The organism is Sulfitobacter sp. G5_S2_6_S6, from assembly GCF_054968505.1.
Genome location: NZ_JBQKUI010000010.1, coordinates 1 through 19,893 on the forward strand (window position 1 = coordinate 1; position 19,893 = coordinate 19,893).

A 19,893-nucleotide genomic window follows, 5' to 3' on the forward strand; every position below is an offset into this window, starting at 1 on the left:
CGGTCGGTCACATAGCGGAACACCTCCGCCTCAATGATCGCCTGGTTGGCGGTCACCGAGGAAGCGCCCACCGAGGCCTCGGGGAGTGCAAAGCCGGTGGCGGGATCATAGGGGACAACGACGGGGGGCGGATCGACATCGAGGATCGCGACTGCTGCTGCGCTTAGACAACCGATGATGCCGAAGACAAGACCTGTCAGACCAAGGCGTTGCCAGAGCCGTTCGCGGCGCAGGGCACCGTAGACCAGCTCTTCCTCGATGATCTCTTGTTCACTTGCCACGCGTCACACCCCGCACTCACTCGGCCCGCAGCTCGGGCAGCGTGAAATCCATGAATCGCTGTTCTTCGGCGATGGTGGCGGCATCGATCACGCCGCCGGTGCCATCGCCCACGGTCTGGATGGCTTCGAGTTGCCACATGGCGACCAGCGCAATGGCGAGCTCCGCGGTCACGCGCGTGTTGAGATCGATGCTTTCCTTGAGTTCGTCCATGTCGTCGATGAGTCCGACAAGGCGGTCGACCCGCTCGAGAGATTGGCCGGCATCCTCATAGCTGTTCTGGGCCGCCGCCGAGACAAGGGCGCCGGTGGTGGCCTGCGTCGCCACGCGGTTGGCCCCGGGATTGCCGCTGGTGGCCATTTCCGAGAGCGTGTCTTCATCGAAGCCGAGATCGGCCAGCACCCGGTCCATCTGGGTTTCGATCTCGCCTGCGCCGGAGCCCGAGAGGCCCGAGAAATCCCCCGTCTTGATCGCCTCAATCGTGGCGAGGATGTCGCCGAATTCTTGGTCGAGCAGACCGTTCAACTCGTCTTCCATTTCCGTCCGGATGATTTCGGGAAGCTCGGCAAGTCGGGTCAACGCTTCATAGGTTCTTTGCAGCTCCGCGAGTTGATCCGTGAGTGTGGCAAGCTGTTCGCGGAGCTGCGTCAGCTGCTCGTTTTGCAGAATCTCGTCCTCGATCATCTGCCGGAGCTGCTGGATGTTTTGCGCGATATTCTGGGTGTCGACGACCGGCACACCTTGCGCCACGGCAGCGGACAGGGTGCCGAGATGCAGACCGATCCCAAGCGTCGTGGCCAATGCCGTCCTCACGAGCAAATCTCTCATCAGTCTATCTCCCTGATCGTGAATTCCATGAACGTGCCTTCGGCCATACGCGCACTGGCCTGAGCCAGCTCTTCGGCGGAAAGGACGCGGGTGCGCGCCGCCTGAAGCCGGATGCGGGCGGCGACGAGGCGTACGAGTTCGGCGCGGGCATAGGTGTTGAGCGCGACGCTCTCCTGCACGTCCTCGGTTTCGGAAATCCGTTCGACGATATCGCGGATGCGCAGGGCGGCTTGGTGGATCGCGGCGGGTGAGTTGTTGCCATAGAAGGCAGCGCCGTGCCCGGTGATTGAGAGGTTAGCATTGGCCAGAAGCGCGGGGTCGATCGTGCCAAGCGCTTCGATCCCGCCGATACGGGTCAAATAGAGGTTATAGCGTTCGGGGATCACCTGGACGTAGTGCTGGGTCTCGCGGAAGGGCGGCACGCCGCCATACTCGAAAACCCGGCCAGGTCCGGCGTTATAGGCCGCGAGGGCGTTGATGATGTTGCCATCGAATGTGTTGAGCTGGGTCGCGAGATAGCGCGCGCCGCCATGCACCTGCAGATAGGGGCTGTCATAGTATTCCGGGTTGATGCCGAGATCGCTGGCGGTGCCCGGCATGATCTGGGTGAGACCATAGGCGCCGACGGGAGACCGTGCCCCAATGGTGAACCGGCTTTCCTGCCAGATGAGCGCTTGCAGCAACGCGCGCCACTGGACGGGTGAGAGCCCTGCGCGGCCAACTCCTGCAAAGCCGCTGGTCTCCTGAGCCACGCGGATGATGAGCCGCTCGATGGTCTCAGACGTATCCCCGAACATCTGCGCACCGCCGGGATTGGGATCGATCTCGCCCGTGCCATAGACCGCCTCGACTGACCGGGCCGGATCCCCGCTGCCGCTTTCCAGCTCCGAGACCATGGCGGGCAGGCCCTGACCGCCGAAGCTGGTCTGGGCATCGAGGATGCGTCGGAGGGTTTCCAGCTGCTCCCGTTCGATCTCGGCGATGAGTTCGCGCACTGCAAGCTTGTCGGCCTGAACAGCCAAGTCTGCCTCGTGATCGCCTGTCTCGACGATGTCACGCGCGGTCAGCCCACTGTCATTGGTCGGCACGCCTTGAGACAAGGCGAGACCGGGCAGCAGGCAAAACGCGACGATATGAGGCAGGCTAGACTTCAACGTCGCCCTCCGGCGCGCCGAGCGGTGCGAAGTGGCAATCCTGGGCTGTCGCTGCCGTCGAGGCGAGAAAGGAAAAGCAATTGGCCTGCGGCTCCCGATACTGGGTGCAGGAAGCCAGCGCGCCGAGCGCAGCCAAAGCGATAAGAATACGGATCATGAAAGCCTCCAAAAATCTGGGCGGTCGCGGTAATCGGCGCCGACAAGCGCTTCTCCCTTTTCCATTCCGCCAAGGATCATGAGATTGGGCCCAAGGGCGCTCAGATCGGCATCGACGACGATCGAGCCCTGATCGTCGCGGATCAGTGCGAGGCGGCTGTTGCTGCCCGTGTTGAGAAGGACGTCGAGCTCCTTCTCTGTGAGGTTCAGCATGGCATAATCCGCAGGCTGCGCGCGAATATTGGGCAGCAGGATCTGCGTCGGCACGGCCTCGACGATGGTCTTGCCGGTCCGGGTGCGCTCGAGCTGGCTTGCGTATTGCGTCATCATCACGGCAACCGTGTTCTGCTTGCGCGCTGTCACCAGCCAGTTCGACAGCCGCTCGGCGAAATATGCGTTGTCGAGCGCCTTCCAGGCCTCGTCGATCACGATGATGGTGGGGCGGCGGTCCTCGATCTCGCGCTCGACCCGGCGGAAAAGATAGGACAGGACCGCCATCCGTTCCTTGTCGGCCTCGCTGTCGAGAATGCCGGTCAGATCGAAGCCCACCACATCGCCTTTGAGCGAGAACGTGTCCTCGAGGCTCTGCCCGAAGATCCAGCCATAGCGGCCGTCTTCGGTCCACTCGAGCAGGCGCTGGTGCAGATCGCCGCCATCATCGGTGGACACAAAAAGCGATGCGAAATCCCGCCAGTTCCGCAGGGCCGGATTGGTGGCCTGGGCATTCTGGCGCACGACCTCCTGGATGCGGTTGGTCTGCGCCGGTGTGAGCGGCTTGTCAGCGCGGTAAAGAAGCGTAGCAAGCCAGTCCGAGAGCCAGGCGGTGCCGCGCGCATCGGTCTCGGTCCAGAGCGGGTTGAGGCCCGTGGGCTGACCGGCGTTCAGGGACGCGTAGCGCCCGCCATTGGCGCGCACCGCCATCTCCATGCCAAGACGGTAATCGAAAACGAAGATCCGGGCGCCCACGCGACGGGCCTGGGTCATCAGGAAGGCCGAGAGCACCGATTTGCCCGACCCGGGCCGCCCCATGATCAGGGTGTGCCCGCTGGTGGGTTCTTTGTCGGGCGCGCCCTGCTCGTGATAGGAAAACCGGTAGGCGCTTTGCTCCGGCGTGGGCAGATAGGTGACGACCCGGCCCCAGGGGGTAAGTGCTGCAGGTTTGCCGAGCTGTGTCCGGTGGAAGGCCGCAAAATCCGCGAAGTTGCGATTGGTGACGGCGCTGGCACGCACGCGCTTGGGCTGGTTGCCGGGGTGCTGGCTTAGGTAATGCGCCTTGGCCGCGACCCGCTCGCCAATCATCTTCACGCCTTCGGTTGCGGCGGCGTTCACGATCTCGGCGCTGAGGGTTTGCAGTTCTTCGAGCGTGTCGCAAAAGAGCGTCACGACCATGTGATGCTCGCCGAAGCTTTGGCGCTTGGCCTCGAGATCATCGGCGGCGATGTCGAGGGCTTCCAGGAGCGAGAGGGCTGCGTCCTGGCTGGCCTGCATCTGGCGCTTTTGTCGTTTGATGCGGCCCGCCATGAGGTTCGAATTGATCGGTGTGAAGGAGTGCGTCACGATCATGTCGACCGGCAGGTTCAGCATGTCGAACATGGTGCAGGAGGTGCCTTCCGAGTATTCTCCGATGGTGAAGCTCTTGCCGTAGCGGTGGCCCACGACGCCCTCGGAAAGCTCGAAATGGTCGCCGTGAAACGTCACGCGGGTATTGGCGACGTTGAAGGACAGAAAGCCGTAGGTGTTGGCCGGGTAGAGCGGCAGCTCGGTGCCCGTGTTGAGCGCGCCCAGAAACCCGACCAACTCCCCAGATGCGGCGGAGAGAAGCTGCGGCTTGAGCTCGGTGAGGCCGGACAGAAAGACGTTCACGGCCTCGCCCAGGCGCTGCAGGCGTTTGCGGGTCTCCTCCTTCAGTCGGTCCGGCGCGCTGCGGCTCAGGAACGGCAGGAGGCTTTTGGGGGGTGGGCGGTGAATGACGGTGAGCGTCAGCGTCTTGTCGCGGAGCCCGCTGGTCTCGAGTTTCGCGCGCCAGCGCCGGTCCACCTCGCCCGCGAAGCTGTCCTCACGGATCGGGTCCAGATCCGGTTTGATCGCCTTGGAGACCTTGTGGACGTAATAGCTGAATTCCGGCCCGAGTTGCGCGACGATGCGGGCAAAAAGCGCCGTCACCTTGTCGAGATAGGCATCGTCGGTCGTGTAGCTGTTGATCCCCTCAAGGCGAATGCACCGGAAGAGTTCGTTCACCCGGGTCCGCACGGTCTGGTCGTCGACGAGGCTCACATAGGGCAGCATATGCGCAAGCCGGGTCTCGCGCGCATACCAGTCTGGCGTCATTGTGCCGGCATCGAGCGCAGCATCACGGGGCATAGCTGTCCCCGCCATGGATGGACCTGTTGCGCGTGGGCGGTGTCTCCTGCAGGGCTGTCATCATCACGTCGATGAAACGCGGGTCCCAATCTGCGGCCTTCCAAAGCACCGGGTAGAGCAGGGCCGCGACAGCCAGTACCGCGATGTGCTGGACCCAGACGAACAAGAGCACCGAACCGAAGAGCCAGACCATCGCATACATGATGGGCAGGCCCAGAAGCTTGGGCGGGCGCACGAGGCCGAGGAAGAGAGGCGCGCGCTCAGCCACCGGCGAAGACCGCGGCAACGATGGTGGGGGCAGCCGCAACACCGGCGATCCCGACGAGGACCCAGAGCGCCTGGCGCAGATCGATGATGTTGAAGAACCAGCTCAAGAAAACGCCAAGGACCGCGAGTGTGGCGATCACGACGCCGAGCGGTCCGGTCAGCGCATCGACAATGCCCTGCAACAAGCTCTGGATTGGGGAGAGATCGATGCTCTGGGCAAGGGCGGGCTCGGCAATGAGCAGGAATAGCGCGAGCGAGGCGATAAAGAGGTTTGAAATCTCTTTCATGAATTTGATCCTTCCAATCGGGCCACGACAGCCATGACGCGGGCCACGTGGTTCTGGGTTTCTCGGTAAGGGGGAACGCCACCGTGTTGGTGCACGGCATCCGGCCCCGCGTTGTAGGCCGCAAGCGCCAGGCGCGGATCGCCGAAGCGCTCCAGCATCATCGCGAGGTAGCGGGCGGAGCCGTCGAGGTTCTGCAGCGGATCACGCGGGTCGACGCCCAGATCACGCGCCGTCGCTGGCATCAATTGACCAAGGCCAATGGCACCTGCACTTGAAATCGCATCCTGCCGGTAGGCGCTCTCAACCTCGATATTGGCCCGATAGAGAGCCAGCCAATCCGTCACGGAAAGCCCCGCGCGACGCAGGCCAGGATGGCCGGCATAGCGCAAGGCTGTGGTCTGAATCCCGGAGAGGACATCGGCGCGGGGCAGGGGGGTCGGGTAGGCAAGGGCCGCGACTTGGACTCCCTCTTGCTCGGACTCTACCTCGCCGAAGATCGCGATCCCATCGGAGGCCGAACCCTGACCAATCCCGTCATTGTAGTTTCGAGCAAAGCTGCTTTGGGAGCGGGACGGGATCAGGGAGCCGTCGCTCTCCATGACCAGCACCATTTGCGCGGAGGCTGGCGAGGCGACCAGCCAGAGACAGACGAGGTTAGCTGCCAGCGTCCTTGTTTGATGGGTCGAGCTTGTGGCTCCGGCTTGTCCCCGCTTCAAGCGGCAGGTCGACATGCGCAAAACCAAGGCCAATGAAGAAAGACACCACGCCGGAGATCGTCTTGAACTCGCGGATCTTGATATCGTTGTAGGTCGTCCGCGTGCGGGCGGTGACGAGGAGCTTTTCCACCCCGTCATCAGAGACAACGCGCATGATCCAGACCCCGTAATAGCTGGGGCCTTTCTTATGTGCTGATTCCTGGCACAGGATTTCTGCGCTATAGCCGCTTTCCACGAGCTCGCGGAACCTGGCTTCCGTAACCACATTTGGTGCTTCGATGTCCCAGTTCATGGCCCGGCTCACGCTTTCTCCAATGGCGCGACCCCAGGCATTCCCACTTGAAGCCTAGAGTTACGATAGTATATTATCAACCGCAAGATGTAATATCATGCTTTAGCTGTAGTTTGGTTACGCAAACACTAGTCACGGCCAGTGTCCGCGATCAAGGAGATAACAGGTTTGAGAAACCGCAGGTTGAGAGGCCAACACCTATTGCGGGCTGTACCGATACTCCTGGTTGTCCCTGGCGCGGGTTTCGCAGAATCCTGCTTCGCCCCGGCCCGTCCTTTCCTGCCAAGCGATTCGCAGGCAGCGCGGGACTATGCAGACATCATCCGTGGCGATTTCGAAGATTACATCCAGGATATCCAGAGCTACTTCCGTTGCCTAGACGGCGAACGGGCGCGCGCCTTCGAGGAAGCGCGCGAAGTCAGCGAGGACTATGGCCGATTTCTGCAATTGGTAGGGGATTGATGGGCAGCCTCGGGAGCATCAGACTTGCAGCCCATGGAAACCAGACGCCGATAACACCCTCATATATCCACTTTTTAGATAACAGATTTCATCCGCTAGCGACGTCACAAAAGGTATGTGACGCGTGGCAAAGACAATCAGAAGCACGGGACAAGTGGCACTCTGCCAGGCGTTGGTCGACGCCCGGATCAAGGCAGGCTTTGGCCAGGCTGAATTGGCGACCAAGCTCAGATGCCACCAATCCCTCGTGGCGCGCATTGAAAGCGGCCAGCGCCGGGTCGACGTCGTCGAACTGGTCGTCCTCGCCCGGGCCATCGGCTTTGACCCCTTCGATGTTCTGGCGATCGTTGAAGCAGCCACGGAGCCCGACCACCGGATTTGAAGCCAATGAATTGTTGAGAAAACAGGAACCCATTTCCCCGGTCTGATGATCATTTCCTCATCGAGGACCAGTTAGCCAGAATCAACGAAGTCCGGCGCACGGTCGTAGTGAACGCTCTGCAACCCCACGCCGCATTTCGCAGCGCCACAGTGCAGGAAGTCAGTAAAAAGTGAACGAAGATAAGGTCGAAGGCGTCGCGATTGCGAATTTGATCGGGGCAGATGAGCGTAGTGTCGTCGGTTGGGTATATCGTTGGAATACGGGCGCGTTGGCGGTGATGTGGGATGTCAACGGCCCGCGACGGGTTGGACAATGTCAGCCTGATTTGAAGGACGCGGAGAAGCGCGAAATCGACTTCGATGCACTCACGCGGATGCGAAGTGGCGACGGCGGTTGAGGAGTGCAAACCTGCGGTATTTGCCGAAACGCCAAACAGCATGTGGACCGCGACGCGTACGCGGTGCGGCCGTACACGTCAAAGAAGCCGTCTTCCGAGACAAATCTACGTGGCGGCAGGTCAGTAGTTCACCTGCTCGAACCCGTAGTTACCCTCATAGTCACGCCAATCGACGAAGACGGATCGGTGATAAATGCCAGGGCAATGCTCGCCCCAGCGTTCAAGGCCTACGTGAGCCGAAGGAAGGGCAGTGACGGAAGCCCTCTGCCAAGTGAAATCGCCTTGGGTCCCGTAAGTGCCGAGGACCACGGTCGCGCTTCGGTTACAGTCCCCATCGCGCCCGGACTCGTGCTGTCGCGCATACCGTACATCAAAGACGCGAATGGATCGGAGAAAATTGAACTCCGGACCGCTGATATCGATGTCCGACCGATCCTCGACGAGGCGAAGCACGAAGTCTGCCGGAATGGCATCCGTTCCGGTTTCTGAAGAGGGCCAAACGGCATTTTTTGATCTTGCTTGGACGGCAACATCATCGCCTGGAAACGATTGGCGGGGCGAATAGTCCTCGCCTTGAAGAAAGGCTTCGAAGATTCGGTTTACATTGCTCGGATGCCGTTCGGTCTCATAAGATGCGCCCATGGGACAGCGCCAAATCTGCAGTGGTGGCTCCACAGGCCAAGGCGTGATGCGACGGATAAACTCGGCACGGGCACGGCTGCAGGGCACGGAAGCGGGCCAACCGCCGGACAGGCAGAGAAGGATTGCGCAGTCGATTGGATAGGTTTGTGCTTTTGTGGTGCTCGGCAGCACACCGGTTACCAAAGCGGTTACAGCGGTTAGGCATAGAGACAGTCGTCTAAGTTGAAAGCGCATGGTAGGGGACCCTTTGTCGGGAGCCACCTTACCTTCAATAATATACTATTGCAACGCAAAGTGTATTACGCGCATAATCAGGGTTATGTAAATTACAGTCGTATTTTACATTAAGTGCTCGAATAATCGCCATCGACCACGCGACAAGATGTAGAAGCCGAGCAATCAATCTGTGTCAAAAGAAACTCCTTGAAGCTCTAGTTGGTAGAGGTTCTATGGTACATTAAACGCCGTTTCTCGTGTCACGGCATTCGCCAGACAAAGCTGGAAGAGTATAGTATGCTGACTAGACGACATTTCGTGATGACCACCGCCGCCCTCTTTTCTGCCCCGGTTGCCAGCCCGGTGCTGGCAAATACCTGGCCGACCGAATCGCAGAAGGTTGCCTGGGACGCACAGGTGACGCCGCCCGGCTTTGACCCGGAAACCTCGAACCCCTGGGGCTTACATCCGCGGTTTCTCCCGACCCGGGTGGCCGCGAAAGACGGGCTGACACCGGGTGACATTCATGTCGATGCGGTTGCGCGCTACCTTTATCACATCGAGGAGGGCGGGACTGCCATGCGCTATGGCGTCGCCATTGCTCGTGGTGATCTGTACGAACCAGGTACATACACGATCAAGCGTAAAGTCAGATGGCCGCATTGGCAGCCGACGCAGAACATGATCGACCGCGACCCAGAACTCTACGCTGATATCGCCGACGGTATGGAGCCCGGACCTAAGAATGCGCTTGGGTCGCGAGCTCTCTATCTCTTTCTCGGCGACCGGGACACTTATCTCCGCATTCACGGTACGCCACAGCCGAGAAGCATTGGCGGTCGTGCAAGTTCCGGCTGCGTCAGAATGGTCATGGCGCACATAAACGAGCTTTATCCCAACGTCGATATTGGTTCGACAGCTTTCCTCTACTCGGCCGAGGACAGTGTCACTGCGGGAAGCTGAGGCCGTGTACCAAAGCACCATCGGTCAGGGAAAGTGACGGGAGTTTATCCTAGCCGGGGAGCACTTCGGATTATTGAACCCCGCTAGGCCGCCGGCGCGGTACAAATCGGATTTCCGCGAGGGGTTCGGAGCGGCACCAGGGTAACTTCCACGGGACCGTTGTGCAGATACCAGTAGCAGCCGTCTTCCGGCAAAAGGCGCGCGGACTGAAGATCCTGACCCGTTGCGGCCATAGCGACGACTGCCTCCGGCAGTGGTCTGTTTTGTGCAGTGTCGGGCCCGCCAGGAATAGAAGCGGAACACGCTCCCAACAAAAACGCTGCTGGGAGAAGTAAGCCAAGATGAATTCGCATATTTAAAATTTCCGCCCTTAGAACAACTTAACCTGAGTACCAACCTCGGCTAATCCAAACAACTCTTCGATATGTTCGTTGTAGAGGCCGATGCAGCCGTTCGACGATTGTCGACCGATCTTGCGCGTGTCACCTGTGCCGTGAACGCGGTAGTACTGCCATGACAGATAAAGGGCGTGTGTTCCAAGGGGATTGTCGGGGCCAGGGCCAACGAAATCCGGCCATTCGGGATTGCGCTCCTTCATCGACGGCGTAGGTCGCCAGCTCGGGCCATCCACCTTGCGAACGATTTCGGTGTAACCGCGCCGCGTCAACTCCTCCGTAAGAGGGACGCTGGAGGGGTAAAGCTTGTAGACGTTTTCGTCTTCCGACCAGAACTGCACCGCGCGGGAGTCAATGTCGCAGAGAATCGCGCCATTCCGCAGGTTGTCAAAATGATCTTGCCAGGACGCAACCCTAAACCCGGAAATATTGCTTCGCACCGCCGGTGTCGCCAGACCCTCGTTTGTCTGTGCCACTCCCCTGCCGGTTCCGAGAACCAAGCCGCTTGCGGCGGCCCCCAGGAGCGCAGCCCTGCGCGTGACTGACATGTCGTTCGCTCGTTTCATCATGAAAACCTCAAATTTTATCTGTTTGCACTATTTTGGGACCTCCACCCACTAGAGCTTCAACAGGCTGCCACTCACAAAGCCGTGAGATCAGCTGTCCTTATGCTGTCAGAGAAACCTGCGGGTTGTGCGGAGGTAGGCTCGGTAAGCGTCCCCGTAGCGATCAATCAACCAGCGCTCTTCAGCGAAGGGCGCGAGTGCCAATGCAGTAACGCCGGTGATAATCACTGGCCACGCGAGGATCGAGGCGGAGAGCAGTCCGATCCCGATGAGGATCGCCATGTCAGCCACATACTGAGGATTGCGGGAAAACCGGTAAAGGCCACGGGTCCGCAGAACGCCTTCATCACCACTCGTCGCCGCCATCCCAAGTTGCATCACACCGGACCAGACAACGGCATTGCCCAGAACGATCAGACAAAGCCCTAGACCCCAACGTATGATCCATGGGAAGTCGAGCTCACCCCATTCTAGCAGAGCCAAAACGATGGCAGATCCGAAGCCGACGCACGTAAGTCCCCAGACGACAATCTTGTGGGCTCCTGTAGAGTGAATCGGCGGCCAGACACGTCGCTCCGGTTGGAACATGGACCAGAGTATACCCGCGACCAGCAACAGATTGGCCGCACAACCCAGCACGAGAACCACGGTTTTGAGGTCACCCATGACCATACCTGTCTGCGTCCCGATGTTTGGTCGCTGAGCGTTCAAACTCCAGCGTTGAGTGGTCGATCCCGAATTCCTCGTCGAGGCGGCTCTTGATTGCCGTCTTGATGTTTTCGAGGTCATCCCAGCGGTCCTCGGCGATTACGACGTGGGTATCGAGCGCCGCACGATGCTCCTGCATCTGCCAGAAATGTGCGTGATGAACTTCCTCGACTCCGTCCACGTCCTCCACGGCCGCGATAACCTTGTCCGTGTCGATATCGGGCGGGCTTCCCAACATCAGGGTGCGGATCGGGCCACCGATCTCGCTGAAGGCGAGCCAGAGGATATAGGCGGCAATCCCGATGGTGATCGCCGGATCAACCCAGCGGACATCGTAGAGAAGGATGAGAACGCCACCGACGATCACGGCCACAGACGCCAGCGCATCGCTGAGGTTGTGGAGGAACAGCGCCCGGATGTTCACGCTGCCTTTCTGCATCGAATAGGTCAGCCACGCGGTGAGGGTATCGATGAACAGCGCCACACTGCCCAGGATGACCACGGTCCAACCCACGACTTCGGGCGGATCAACAAACCGCATCGCGCCCTCATAGACCAGATAAAGGCCGATGATGATCAGCGAGGTATAATTGATAAGCGCGGCGACGATCTCGACCCTGCCATATCCGAAGGTCATTTTCGCATCGGCCGGGCGGCGCGCGATCTTGCGCGCGCCGAATGCGATGACGAGCGACGCCATGTCGGAGAAGTTGTGGATGGCATCCGCGATCAGCGCGAGGCTGCCGGATAGTATCCCGCCGACAATCTGCGCGACCGTCAGGAGGCCGTTTGCCCAGATGGCAATGGCAACCCGCCGGTCGCCTTCTTTAGGCTCCATATGGGCATGATCATGCGGCACGAGAAGCCTCCTCATGGCCGTGGTTTGGCCGGCTGAGCCCTGGAACGCTTGGCAAACGACCAACGCGGATCGCCCTGACGCGGGCATTCATCCAATGGCGAATGAGGTGCCGATAGATCCAGTCGCGCAGGGGGCCAAACGCCTGACGATGGTGCTCATAAAACATGTCAGGATTATCGAATGTTCCAAAATCGCGGGCGATGCCGGTCTTCTGGATATATGTACTCTCCCCCGTCCATCCGACTGGCGGTGCGCTCAAGCAGTCGGTCCCAGCACCGTAGCCGCATAGGGACCGTGTCTCGGGAAACGACCGCTGCAGGGCCAACAGGAAGGGTGTGTCGAGGATGAAGCCCTCAAGATCGACCCATCCTGCCTCGGTCTCGACCTCGATCCATGAGTGGAGGATTTCTGCGGGTGCGATCGGATAGATCAGTTCAGGCACGACGCCCCGTTGCAACGCTTTGTGGATTGTGAAGCCGTGCAAGCGGCATCTTACGCCGACAGCGCGTAGAAGCGCCATCAGCAGCGTTCCCTTCGTGTTGCATTGTCCAAACCTGTCGTCGAGTACTTCAGAGGCAGGAATGTCGTCGGCGCGGTTATAGCCAAAGTCGATCTCGTTTCGCACGAAGTCGTAGATTGCACCAATTCGATCATGCAACGGCAAGGTTCCCCACCCCCGGTCGGCGATCAGAGCGGCAAGTGAAGGATGCCTGACATCCAAGAGTGGCGTCGACGAAAGCAGCGGGTCAACAGGGGTCATGAGCGTTTCCTAGAATCAACTATACGAAGATGATAGTTTCTACAGTCACTGTAGCTTCAACCTTTATCTTGTCGCGGCGCGAGAGACTATTCTGGTTGGTGATTGTGAACTGCCTTGTGATGCTCGTCATGCGCGTCCCGCAGGATGCCTATGCCGCCCCACGCCGCGATGCCAGCCACCGCGACCCCGACAACGAGGTCGGGCCAGTTGCTGCCCAACCACCAAACGAGACCGCCCGCGATCAGGATGCCGCCGTTCGATGCGAAATCGTTGAGGCTGAAGGTGTTGGCGGCCCGGATGTTCACGTCCGGTTCCTTCAGTCGCCCGAGCAGCCAGATGCAGGCGAGGTTGACGACCGCAGCGATCAGCGACATTGCGATCATCAGAGTTCCGAGCGGTTCGGAACCGCCGACATAGCGCCGCCAAGCGTCAATCAGAATGCCAACCGCAAAGATCAGAAGCAATCCGCCGGATACGTTCGCGGCACCCCGCTTCCACTTCGACGACCGGGACAAGGCCAGAAGGCTGATGCCATAGACGAGGCTGTCGGATGTGTTGTCGAGACCATTGGCGATCAGGGCGCTGGAATCGCCGATAGCTCCCGTGGCGAAGAACCCCGCAGCGATTGCGAGATTGAGACCGAGAACAATCCAGAGCGTCTGGCGCTCTTTTTCATTCTTCCCGCTGAATTCGCTTTCGACCATCGAACTGGCAAACCTTCCGATTTCTAAGAAAGGGGGCAGAAACGCCATCTTCGGATGCCGCTATCAAAAAGATATATAGAACCTCTAGCGACTGTAGATCCAAGAGAATTTATCTACGTCTCTCTCGGCACCGAAAGAATAATCGCGGCACCGATCAAACAGATAGACGTCCCTATGAAGTCCCATCTGTCAGGTCGCTGGCCCTCGACGAACCACATCCAGAGCATGGAGGCCCCGATGTAGATGCCGCCGTAGGCTGCGAAAGCGCGGCCCGCTGCGCTGGTTTCGACCTGCGCCAGCAACCAGCCGAAAAGCGCGAGCGCGAATATGCCGGGTGCGAGCCAGAGCGGTGATGCCCCAAGACGCCACCACGCCCAGATAGCGAAACACCCGCTGATCTCTGCGACAGCAGCTAGCGGATAGGCAATTGCGACGTTCAAGCCCCAATCTCGTCGTGCTCGGTCAGACATTCCGCATGGTCTCGAAGGACCTCCAGAACCTTGCACTCCGCAACGCTGTCACCGTCGCACTCGGCGACCATGCGTTTCAATTCCTTCTTAAGCGCTTGCAGACGCTTGATCCGCTGTTCGACTTGGTGGAGTTGCCGACGCGCGATCGAATCCGCCTCCGCGCAGGATTGGGACGGGTTGTCCGAGAGGTCCAGCAGCTCCCGGATGGAGTCGAGCGAAAATCCGAGCTGGCGTGAGTGCCGGATGAAAGCCAGCCGGTCGAGGTCCTTTTCAAAGTAACGGCGCTGGCCGCCTGCGGTCCTTCCGGCCTCGTTCATCAAACCGATTTCTTCGTAGTAGCGGATCGTCTGAACCTTGGTTCCGGTTCTCCGCGAGAGTGTTCCAATTGCCAGCATGTGCGATCCTTCAATCTACAAAGACTGTAGCTTACTGAAGAGACAACTCCATTGAAAAGACAAAGGTTTCACTTTGGCGTGACTTCGGACAACAAAAAGTAACTTTTCGCTTGAACCTCTATCTGCTGTAGCTTGTATCCCGCGCACAGACAAACTGAACAGGTGGGTAGCGCAAGCAATGAAGAAGGTCCGGATAGTTCTCTGGTCGGCAGTGGTTGTCGCTGCGGCGGTGTCAGCCACGCTTTGGATGACTGAACGCAATCAGGGACCGGTCGCCGCGCGTGTTGATCCTGAGGCCGAGAGTTTCACTGCGGATTTTGAGCTGACGGACCATACCGGTATGGTGCAGACCGACGAGGATTTCCGAGGGCGCTGGATGCTCGTCTTTTTCGGATTTGCGAACTGCCCCGACGTGTGTCCCATGGGGCTCGCAACCATCGCGGAGGTCATGGACGAGCTCGGCACCCAAGGTTCCGCCGTCCAGCCCCTGTTCATCACGGTCGACCCTGAAAGGGATACGCCAAGCGCTCTGGCCAACTACGTTCCCCAGTTTGGTCAGGGAATCCTTGGGTTGAGCGGACCGCCGGACCAAATCGAACGCACTGCCGAGACCTTCAAGATCTACTACCAGAAGATCGAGGAAGCCTCGGCGCCCGACGGCTATGCGATGGGGCATACGTCGTCCTTCCTCCTGTTCGATCCGGAAGGCGAATTTGTCCGCATCTACGAATACGACGAGGAACCCAGACTGATCGTTACTGATCTTCGCGAAAGGATCGGCGCGTGACAGCTGGCCCAGACGCAACGCCACGCGCCGCGAGCCCGGTAGCTTTCCTCTTCGCGGCATGGTTCGTCGCCTTGTCCGCGTCGCTTGCCGTGCTCTTCATCGGAGAGGTTCTGGGGCAGACCCCCTGCAATCTGTGCTGGTTCCAGCGTGCCTTCATGTTCCCGCTCGCGGTCATCCTCGGGGTGGCGGCTTGGCGCGCCGACCTCTCGATCTGGCGCTATGCCGCGCCGCTCGCGGTTCTGGGTGGTGCCGTCGCCCTTTACCATTCCCTGCTTTACGCAGGGATCGTGCCGGCGCCGATCGTCCCCTGCACGGCGTCCGGGCCATCCTGCACCGATGACGCGATGCTGATCCTTGGCCTGCCAATCCCTCTGCTCTCCTTGCTGACGTTCGGGGCGATCCTTGTCCTTCTCATTCAACTTCGACGGATTTCAACATGAACCGAAAGACTCTTCTGCTCGCGATACTCACTCTGGTACTGGCCGTTTTCGTGGCTGGTGCCTGGTTCGTATCGCGACCCGATCCGACCCCGGTGGCGACAGCCGCTCCGCTGGAACAACAGGATCGTCTTGTTCGGTCCTATTCTCCCATACTCGGGCGTGAGGATGCGCCAGTGACCATCGTGGAGTTCTTCGACCCAGCCTGCGAGGCCTGCCGCGCCTTCCATCCCATCGTGAAGCAGATACTGGCGCAATATCCCGACGATGTGCGCGTCGTCATGCGCTACACGCCGTTCCACGGCGAGGGGTCCGAGCTGGCAATCAAGGTGCTGGAAGCGGCTCGGTTGCAGGACGTTTTTGTTCCCGTGCTGGAAGCGCTGCTTGAAAATCAGCCCGCCTGGGCCTCTCACGGCGCTCCGGCAGGGGAGCGCATCATGGAGATCGCCGGAGCGGCGGGCTTGGACACAGACGCCGCCGCAAATCAGATCATGTCACCCAGCATCGTCGGCGTCCTCAATCAAGACCGGGCAGACGTCGAAGCTGTCGGAATCCAAGGCACACCGACGTTCTTCGTCAACGGTAAGCCTTTGCCAGAGTTCGGTGCGGAGCAGCTCTTGTCGCTCGTCCAAGCCGAAGTCGAGGCTGCGGCAACAAACTAGAATGAACAGGAGATCCAACGTGTTCAAAACCTTCGCAAAGGCAATCCAGAGCCTGTCTGTCGCCCTTCTGATGGGCTTGCCAATGGCATCCTCAGCGCAGCAGTTGTCAGAGAACGCATCGATTGTGGTCGAAAGCCCCTGGGCGCGCGCGAGCCTTGGAATGTCGCGGCCCGGCGGGGCCTATCTGACCGTTCGGAACGAGGGCAGCGATCAGATCTCCCTTATCGGTCTTCGCGCGGAGATCTCCGGCATGGCTTCGATCCACGAAACCAGAACCAATTCTGACGGCGTCAGCAGCATGGCTCCGGCGGACGATATCGTGATCCCGCCCGGGGGTATGTTCGCCCTTGAACCCGGCGGATATCACGCGATGCTGATGCAACTGCAATCTCCGCTCGTCGAGGGGGAGACCTTTCCGCTGACCCTGCTCTTTTCCGATGGAACGGAGCTTGAAATCACCGTCCCGGTCCTTGGCATCGGCGCACGCGGCCCCGAAGGCTGATCCGGCTAATGATGAGGGTGGCCAAAATCGCAGCGATCGGAGCGGCGGCGGTCTTTGCCGCCCTGTTTGTCGGCTGGTGGCAGGTAGATGGGCCTGGCGCTGACTCCGCGCCGGGCAAGCGGTCTCTACCGCTGACTGCTATGGAATTCAGCCTGACGGATCAGGATGGTCGGGATGTCGGCCCGGAAACCCTCATCGGCGAGCCGAGTCTGGTCTTCTTCGGATTCACCTATTGCCCCGACGTTTGCCCGACGACCCTCTCGGACATTTCCGGATGGCTCGACGAGATTGGGCCGGACGCCGAAGACCTGAATACCGTTTTCATCACCGTAGATCCGGACCGCGACACGGTCGAGACCATGGCCGAGTATGTCTCGTATTTCCATCCGCAGATACAAGGATGGACGGGCTTGCCAGACCAGATCGCGGCCATCGCCGATGGTTTCCGTGTCACCTATGAGAAGGTTGAGGCGGAAAACGGCGAATATACGATGAACCACACGGCGGGTGTTTTCTTGTTCGATGCGACAGGTCGCTTCGTCACCACCATCGACTATCACGAACCACGCGAATTCGCCGTGCCGAAGATAAGGCGCGCGATGCAGAACAGAACCGAGAGGGCAGAATCTTGAAACTGAGACATATCGTTCTGGGAACGACAATGGCCGCGGCAGCGGTCAGCACGATAGCGAGCCGGGCTTTGATCCTGGAGGCGCCGCCCGAGTACATCTTTTCCGAGGCTCCGGAAGCCTTGGACAGTCCGCCCGAACCTCTCGATGGACCAGGCGTCAACGCATCCGGCGAGACGATGCCGAATATGCTTCCGGCCGCTTTTCAGCCGCCTGAGTTTCCCGCACTCGAACGGGCCGAGCTAGATAATCTGATGGCGCTTGTTCAGGCCCTCGCCACGCCGCCTTGGGAGGCGACGGTCGAGGCGGGTGACACATTGGACGTGCTTCTCTCTCTCGCGGACATGGATGCGCAAACACGGACCGAAGTCGCACTGGCACTGACGGTTGAATACGACCTGCGCCGCCTTCGACCGGGCCATCGTCTCAGCGTCGACTTTCGCCCGGACGGAACGCCATCCGTTGTGACGTTGGCTGTCGATGACGGTGTGCGGATCGAAGTCACCCTGGACGACACCATTGCGAGTCGGACGGTAACGCCGAGCGCGTTGACAGTCGAGCGTGCGAGCCAGGTGCTGGTAAACGGGTCGATCTACGCTTCGCTGGATCGAGCAGGCGTCCCGGCCCGTTTTGCCGTCGATCTCGCACAAATCCTCGGGGAAACGGTCGACTTTCGCAGGGATCTTCAAGGCGGAGAGACCCTGAATATCCTTTGGGGTCAGACCGTCCTTCGCGATGGTTCAGAGGTCGCTCAACCGTCAATCTCCTATGCGGCCCTCGATCTGGCCGACGACCGCTTCGAAATCCTCTGGTCAGCCGAAGACAGCGGGCGGGCAACGGTCTATTTGAATGGTGAAATCCTGCGGACGGTCGCGCCGCCGGTGGAAGGCGCACGACTGTCGTCGGTCTTCGGGCAGCGCAAGCATCCGATCTACGGCAATATGCGGATGCACACAGGTGTCGATTATGCTGCCGCTGCGGGGACACCGATAGCAGCGACCGCACCCGGACGGGTGTCCTTCATCGGATGGCGGAGCGGGTATGGCCGGGTGGTCGAGATCGCGCACGGGTCAGACACAATGACCCGCTATGCGCACCTCAGCGCTGTGCCGGAGGGTCTGGCCGTCGGAAACCGCGTGGTCGCGGGCGAAACGATTGGCCAGGTCGGTGAGACAGGCACGGCGACAGCTCCGAACCTTCACTACGAAGTGCGCGTGGACGGCCGACCTATCGATCCGCTCGGGGAGGAATTGCTCGCCTCTGCGGAAAATTTCGACACTGCGGATGCCACTGAAATCCTTGAAGCGACGCGCACACGGTTCGCGACCTTTCTTCGCGAAGACACATGACTGATTTGAAAGGAATTCCGATGAAAAACAGGTTTCAAACCTTGGCCGCTGCGACCCTCATGATTGCTGCCGCGACGGCAGTAACCGCCCAGACCGCTATCCACGTCGGAAAGACGCGCGGCTGCGGTTGTTGCCTTGCCTGGATGGAAAAGCTGTCCGATGCCGGGTTCGCTCCTGAAGGTGAGAATATGGGCGGGGCGTTGATTCGTCTGAAAATGGATCGCGGTATTCCCGTCGATATGTTCTCCTGTCACACGGCGACCGTCGAAGGCTACACCATCGAGGGTCACGTTCCGCCAGCCGATATTACTCGACTGCTTGAAGAACGTCCCGATGCCATAGGCCTGGCCGTGCCCGGCATGCCCATCGGCTCGCCCGGCATGGATTTCGGCGACGATGCCGAAGCCTACGATGTCTTTCTGGTGAAATCCGACGGCTCCACTGAGATCTTTTCGTCCTATCCGGCGAGTTAAAGTGGAGCAGGTCGCAACACTTTCGCCTGTCGCACTCGGCTTTCTGGGCAGTCTCGCCGCCGGTCTGATGACCGCCGTCGGAGCGACGCCGGTCCTTTTGGGCAAGACCCCCTCGCGCAAATGGCGCGATATCTCGCTCGGTTTTGCTGCCGGGGTCATGCTTGCCGCATCGTTCTTCTCGCTCATCATCCCCGCCCTCGACGCGGCAGAGGGGCGATACGGAGACGGTGCGATACCTGCACTGATCGTCTGCATCGCGATCCTGATGGGCATGGGTGCGGTCGCCCTGATGAACGAAATGATCCCGCACGAGCATTTCAGCAGCGGGCGCGAAGGCCCGGAGGCGGTCTCGCTGCGCCGTGTCTGGCTCTTCATCATCGCCATCACGATCCACAATGCGCCGGAGGGTTTGGCCGTCGGCGTTGCGTTCGGCGCTGATGGTTTTACGGGCGGATTTCCCGTCGCTCTCGGGATCGGATTGCAGAATGCGCCTGAAGGGCTGGCTGTTGCAGTCGCCCTACTGGGCGAGCGATACTCGGCGGGCCGTGCGTTCGGCATCGCAGCACTGACCGGACTGGTCGAACCCGTCACAGGTTTTCTCGGTGCCGCGGTGATCGTCGTGGCGCAGCCTCTCTTGCCCTGGGGTCTGGCTTTTGCGGCGGGCGCGATGCTTTACGTCATCAGCCACGAGATCATCCCGGAAACCCATCGCAGCGGCCACCAGAAGCAGGCGACGACCGGGCTCGCGATCGGCCTCGTCGTTATGTTGTTCCTAGATGTCTGGTTGGGGTGATT

The 19,893-nt window shown here is 60.1% G+C and carries 29 protein-coding genes; 12 read left to right on the forward strand and 17 right to left on the reverse strand.

Annotated elements, in window-relative coordinates; all coding sequences use genetic code 11:
- From ACTRWK_RS14560 to ACTRWK_RS14600, 9 genes are all read right to left on the reverse strand, one after another.
- A partial coding sequence (locus tag ACTRWK_RS14560) for a VirB8/TrbF family protein (protein WP_462843974.1) occupies positions 1-281 on the reverse strand: 281 nt, incomplete at its 3' end.
- A 16-nt stretch (positions 282-297) separates the two neighbouring features.
- The gene (locus ACTRWK_RS14565; RefSeq protein WP_462843975.1) at positions 298-1,107 is read right to left on the reverse strand and encodes a type IV secretion system protein; all 810 of its coding nucleotides are present in this window, start codon (positions 1,105-1,107) and stop codon (positions 298-300) included.
- Positions 1,107-2,261, reverse strand: coding sequence for a lytic transglycosylase domain-containing protein (locus ACTRWK_RS14570; RefSeq protein WP_462843976.1), 1,155 nt, complete (start codon positions 2,259-2,261; stop codon positions 1,107-1,109). Before ACTRWK_RS14570 ends, ACTRWK_RS14565 begins: the two co-directional genes overlap by 1 nt.
- The gene (locus ACTRWK_RS14575; RefSeq protein ID WP_009815545.1) at positions 2,251-2,418 is read right to left on the reverse strand and encodes a hypothetical protein; all 168 of its coding nucleotides are present in this window, start codon (positions 2,416-2,418) and stop codon (positions 2,251-2,253) included. The genes ACTRWK_RS14570 and ACTRWK_RS14575 overlap by 11 nt, the downstream gene beginning before the upstream one ends.
- Positions 2,415-4,778 (reverse strand): VirB4 family type IV secretion/conjugal transfer ATPase, encoded by a 2,364-nt coding sequence (locus tag ACTRWK_RS14580; RefSeq protein ID WP_462843977.1) that lies wholly within the window; start codon positions 4,776-4,778, stop codon positions 2,415-2,417. The genes ACTRWK_RS14575 and ACTRWK_RS14580 overlap by 4 nt, the downstream gene beginning before the upstream one ends.
- Positions 4,768-5,046, reverse strand: coding sequence for a VirB3 family type IV secretion system protein (locus ACTRWK_RS14585; protein WP_025042451.1), 279 nt, complete (start codon positions 5,044-5,046; stop codon positions 4,768-4,770). The genes ACTRWK_RS14580 and ACTRWK_RS14585 overlap by 11 nt, the downstream gene beginning before the upstream one ends.
- Positions 5,039-5,332 (reverse strand): TrbC/VirB2 family protein, encoded by a 294-nt coding sequence (locus tag ACTRWK_RS14590; protein WP_462843978.1) that lies wholly within the window; start codon positions 5,330-5,332, stop codon positions 5,039-5,041. The genes ACTRWK_RS14585 and ACTRWK_RS14590 overlap by 8 nt, the downstream gene beginning before the upstream one ends.
- A complete protein-coding gene (locus tag ACTRWK_RS14595; RefSeq protein ID WP_462844030.1) occupies positions 5,329-5,943 on the reverse strand; it encodes a lytic transglycosylase domain-containing protein in 615 nt (204 codons plus the stop codon). The genes ACTRWK_RS14590 and ACTRWK_RS14595 overlap by 4 nt, the downstream gene beginning before the upstream one ends.
- A 43-nt stretch (positions 5,944-5,986) precedes the next feature.
- Complete coding sequence (locus ACTRWK_RS14600; RefSeq protein ID WP_462843979.1) at positions 5,987-6,340, reverse strand: hypothetical protein; 354 nt, start codon at positions 6,338-6,340, stop codon at positions 5,987-5,989.
- A gap of 201 nt (positions 6,341-6,541) precedes the next feature.
- Here ACTRWK_RS14600 and ACTRWK_RS14605 point away from each other — a divergent pair, with 201 nt between their 5' ends.
- The 3 genes from ACTRWK_RS14605 (at position 6,542) to ACTRWK_RS14615 (ending at position 7,581) form a co-directional block, all read left to right on the forward strand.
- Entirely contained in the window at positions 6,542-6,802 is a 261-nt protein-coding gene (locus ACTRWK_RS14605; protein ID WP_007120685.1) for a hypothetical protein, read from the forward strand.
- A gap of 124 nt (positions 6,803-6,926) precedes the next feature.
- Complete coding sequence (locus ACTRWK_RS14610) at positions 6,927-7,184, forward strand: helix-turn-helix domain-containing protein (RefSeq protein ID WP_462843980.1); 258 nt, start codon at positions 6,927-6,929, stop codon at positions 7,182-7,184.
- A 169-nt stretch (positions 7,185-7,353) separates the two neighbouring features.
- On the forward strand, positions 7,354-7,581 hold the full coding sequence (locus ACTRWK_RS14615; protein ID WP_462843981.1) for a hypothetical protein: 228 nt from the start codon (positions 7,354-7,356) through the stop codon (positions 7,579-7,581).
- A gap of 120 nt (positions 7,582-7,701) precedes the next feature.
- Here ACTRWK_RS14615 and ACTRWK_RS14620 read toward each other — a convergent pair whose 3' ends face one another.
- Positions 7,702-8,457, reverse strand: a complete 756-nt coding sequence (locus ACTRWK_RS14620; RefSeq protein ID WP_462843982.1) for a hypothetical protein — start codon at positions 8,455-8,457, stop codon at positions 7,702-7,704.
- A gap of 279 nt (positions 8,458-8,736) precedes the next feature.
- Between ACTRWK_RS14620 and ACTRWK_RS14625 the strand changes: the two genes are divergently transcribed.
- Positions 8,737-9,402, forward strand: a complete 666-nt coding sequence (locus ACTRWK_RS14625) for a L,D-transpeptidase (RefSeq protein WP_368999777.1) — start codon at positions 8,737-8,739, stop codon at positions 9,400-9,402.
- A gap of 370 nt (positions 9,403-9,772) precedes the next feature.
- Here ACTRWK_RS14625 and ACTRWK_RS14630 read toward each other — a convergent pair whose 3' ends face one another.
- The 7 genes from ACTRWK_RS14630 to ACTRWK_RS14660 form a co-directional block, all read right to left on the reverse strand.
- On the reverse strand, positions 9,773-10,363 hold the full coding sequence (locus tag ACTRWK_RS14630) for a L,D-transpeptidase (RefSeq protein WP_067293148.1): 591 nt from the start codon (positions 10,361-10,363) through the stop codon (positions 9,773-9,775).
- A gap of 108 nt (positions 10,364-10,471) precedes the next feature.
- Positions 10,472-11,029 carry a methyltransferase family protein gene (locus tag ACTRWK_RS14635; protein ID WP_047997965.1) on the reverse strand — a complete coding sequence of 186 codons (558 nt, stop codon included), beginning with the start codon at positions 11,027-11,029 and terminating at the stop codon, positions 10,472-10,474.
- A complete protein-coding gene (locus ACTRWK_RS14640; protein ID WP_462843983.1) occupies positions 11,022-11,930 on the reverse strand; it encodes a cation diffusion facilitator family transporter in 909 nt (302 codons plus the stop codon). Before ACTRWK_RS14640 ends, ACTRWK_RS14635 begins: the two co-directional genes overlap by 8 nt.
- Entirely contained in the window at positions 11,920-12,690 is a 771-nt protein-coding gene (locus ACTRWK_RS14645; RefSeq protein WP_462843984.1) for a transglutaminase-like domain-containing protein, read from the reverse strand. The genes ACTRWK_RS14640 and ACTRWK_RS14645 overlap by 11 nt, the downstream gene beginning before the upstream one ends.
- Positions 12,691-12,776: 86 nt before the next feature.
- On the reverse strand, positions 12,777-13,394 hold the full coding sequence (locus tag ACTRWK_RS14650) for a cation efflux transmembrane domain-containing protein (RefSeq protein WP_024099354.1): 618 nt from the start codon (positions 13,392-13,394) through the stop codon (positions 12,777-12,779).
- 113 nt (positions 13,395-13,507) lie between these two features.
- On the reverse strand, positions 13,508-13,864 hold the full coding sequence (locus ACTRWK_RS14655) for a YnfA family protein (RefSeq protein ID WP_205387933.1): 357 nt from the start codon (positions 13,862-13,864) through the stop codon (positions 13,508-13,510).
- Positions 13,831-14,259, reverse strand: coding sequence for a MerR family transcriptional regulator (locus tag ACTRWK_RS14660; protein WP_024099356.1), 429 nt, complete (start codon positions 14,257-14,259; stop codon positions 13,831-13,833). The genes ACTRWK_RS14655 and ACTRWK_RS14660 overlap by 34 nt, the downstream gene beginning before the upstream one ends.
- Before the next feature lie 178 nt (positions 14,260-14,437).
- On the opposite strand from ACTRWK_RS14660, the gene ACTRWK_RS14665 reads away from it, so the two are divergent.
- The 8 genes from ACTRWK_RS14665 (at position 14,438) to ACTRWK_RS14700 (ending at position 19,891) form a co-directional block, all read left to right on the forward strand.
- The gene (locus ACTRWK_RS14665) at positions 14,438-15,046 is read left to right on the forward strand and encodes an SCO family protein (RefSeq protein ID WP_462843985.1); all 609 of its coding nucleotides are present in this window, start codon (positions 14,438-14,440) and stop codon (positions 15,044-15,046) included.
- Complete coding sequence (locus ACTRWK_RS14670; RefSeq protein WP_442042213.1) at positions 15,043-15,486, forward strand: disulfide bond formation protein B; 444 nt, start codon at positions 15,043-15,045, stop codon at positions 15,484-15,486. Before ACTRWK_RS14665 ends, ACTRWK_RS14670 begins: the two co-directional genes overlap by 4 nt.
- On the forward strand, positions 15,483-16,145 hold the full coding sequence (locus ACTRWK_RS14675) for a DsbA family protein (protein WP_462843986.1): 663 nt from the start codon (positions 15,483-15,485) through the stop codon (positions 16,143-16,145). The genes ACTRWK_RS14670 and ACTRWK_RS14675 overlap by 4 nt, the downstream gene beginning before the upstream one ends.
- Before the next feature lie 70 nt (positions 16,146-16,215).
- Positions 16,216-16,647: a copper chaperone PCu(A)C gene (locus ACTRWK_RS14680; protein WP_043939878.1), complete on the forward strand. Its 432-nt coding sequence runs from the start codon at positions 16,216-16,218 to the stop codon at positions 16,645-16,647.
- An 8-nt stretch (positions 16,648-16,655) separates the two neighbouring features.
- Positions 16,656-17,279, forward strand: coding sequence for an SCO family protein (locus ACTRWK_RS14685; protein WP_237280039.1), 624 nt, complete (start codon positions 16,656-16,658; stop codon positions 17,277-17,279).
- Between the two features lie 29 nt (positions 17,280-17,308).
- Positions 17,309-18,625, forward strand: a complete 1,317-nt coding sequence (locus ACTRWK_RS14690; protein WP_462843987.1) for a M23 family metallopeptidase — start codon at positions 17,309-17,311, stop codon at positions 18,623-18,625.
- Between the two features lie 20 nt (positions 18,626-18,645).
- Positions 18,646-19,098, forward strand: a complete 453-nt coding sequence (locus ACTRWK_RS14695) for a DUF411 domain-containing protein (protein WP_069301625.1) — start codon at positions 18,646-18,648, stop codon at positions 19,096-19,098.
- Positions 19,099-19,165: 67 nt separating this feature from the next.
- Positions 19,166-19,891, forward strand: a complete 726-nt coding sequence (locus ACTRWK_RS14700; RefSeq protein ID WP_043939879.1) for a ZIP family metal transporter — start codon at positions 19,166-19,168, stop codon at positions 19,889-19,891.
- The last annotated feature ends 2 nt before the right edge of the window (positions 19,892-19,893 follow it).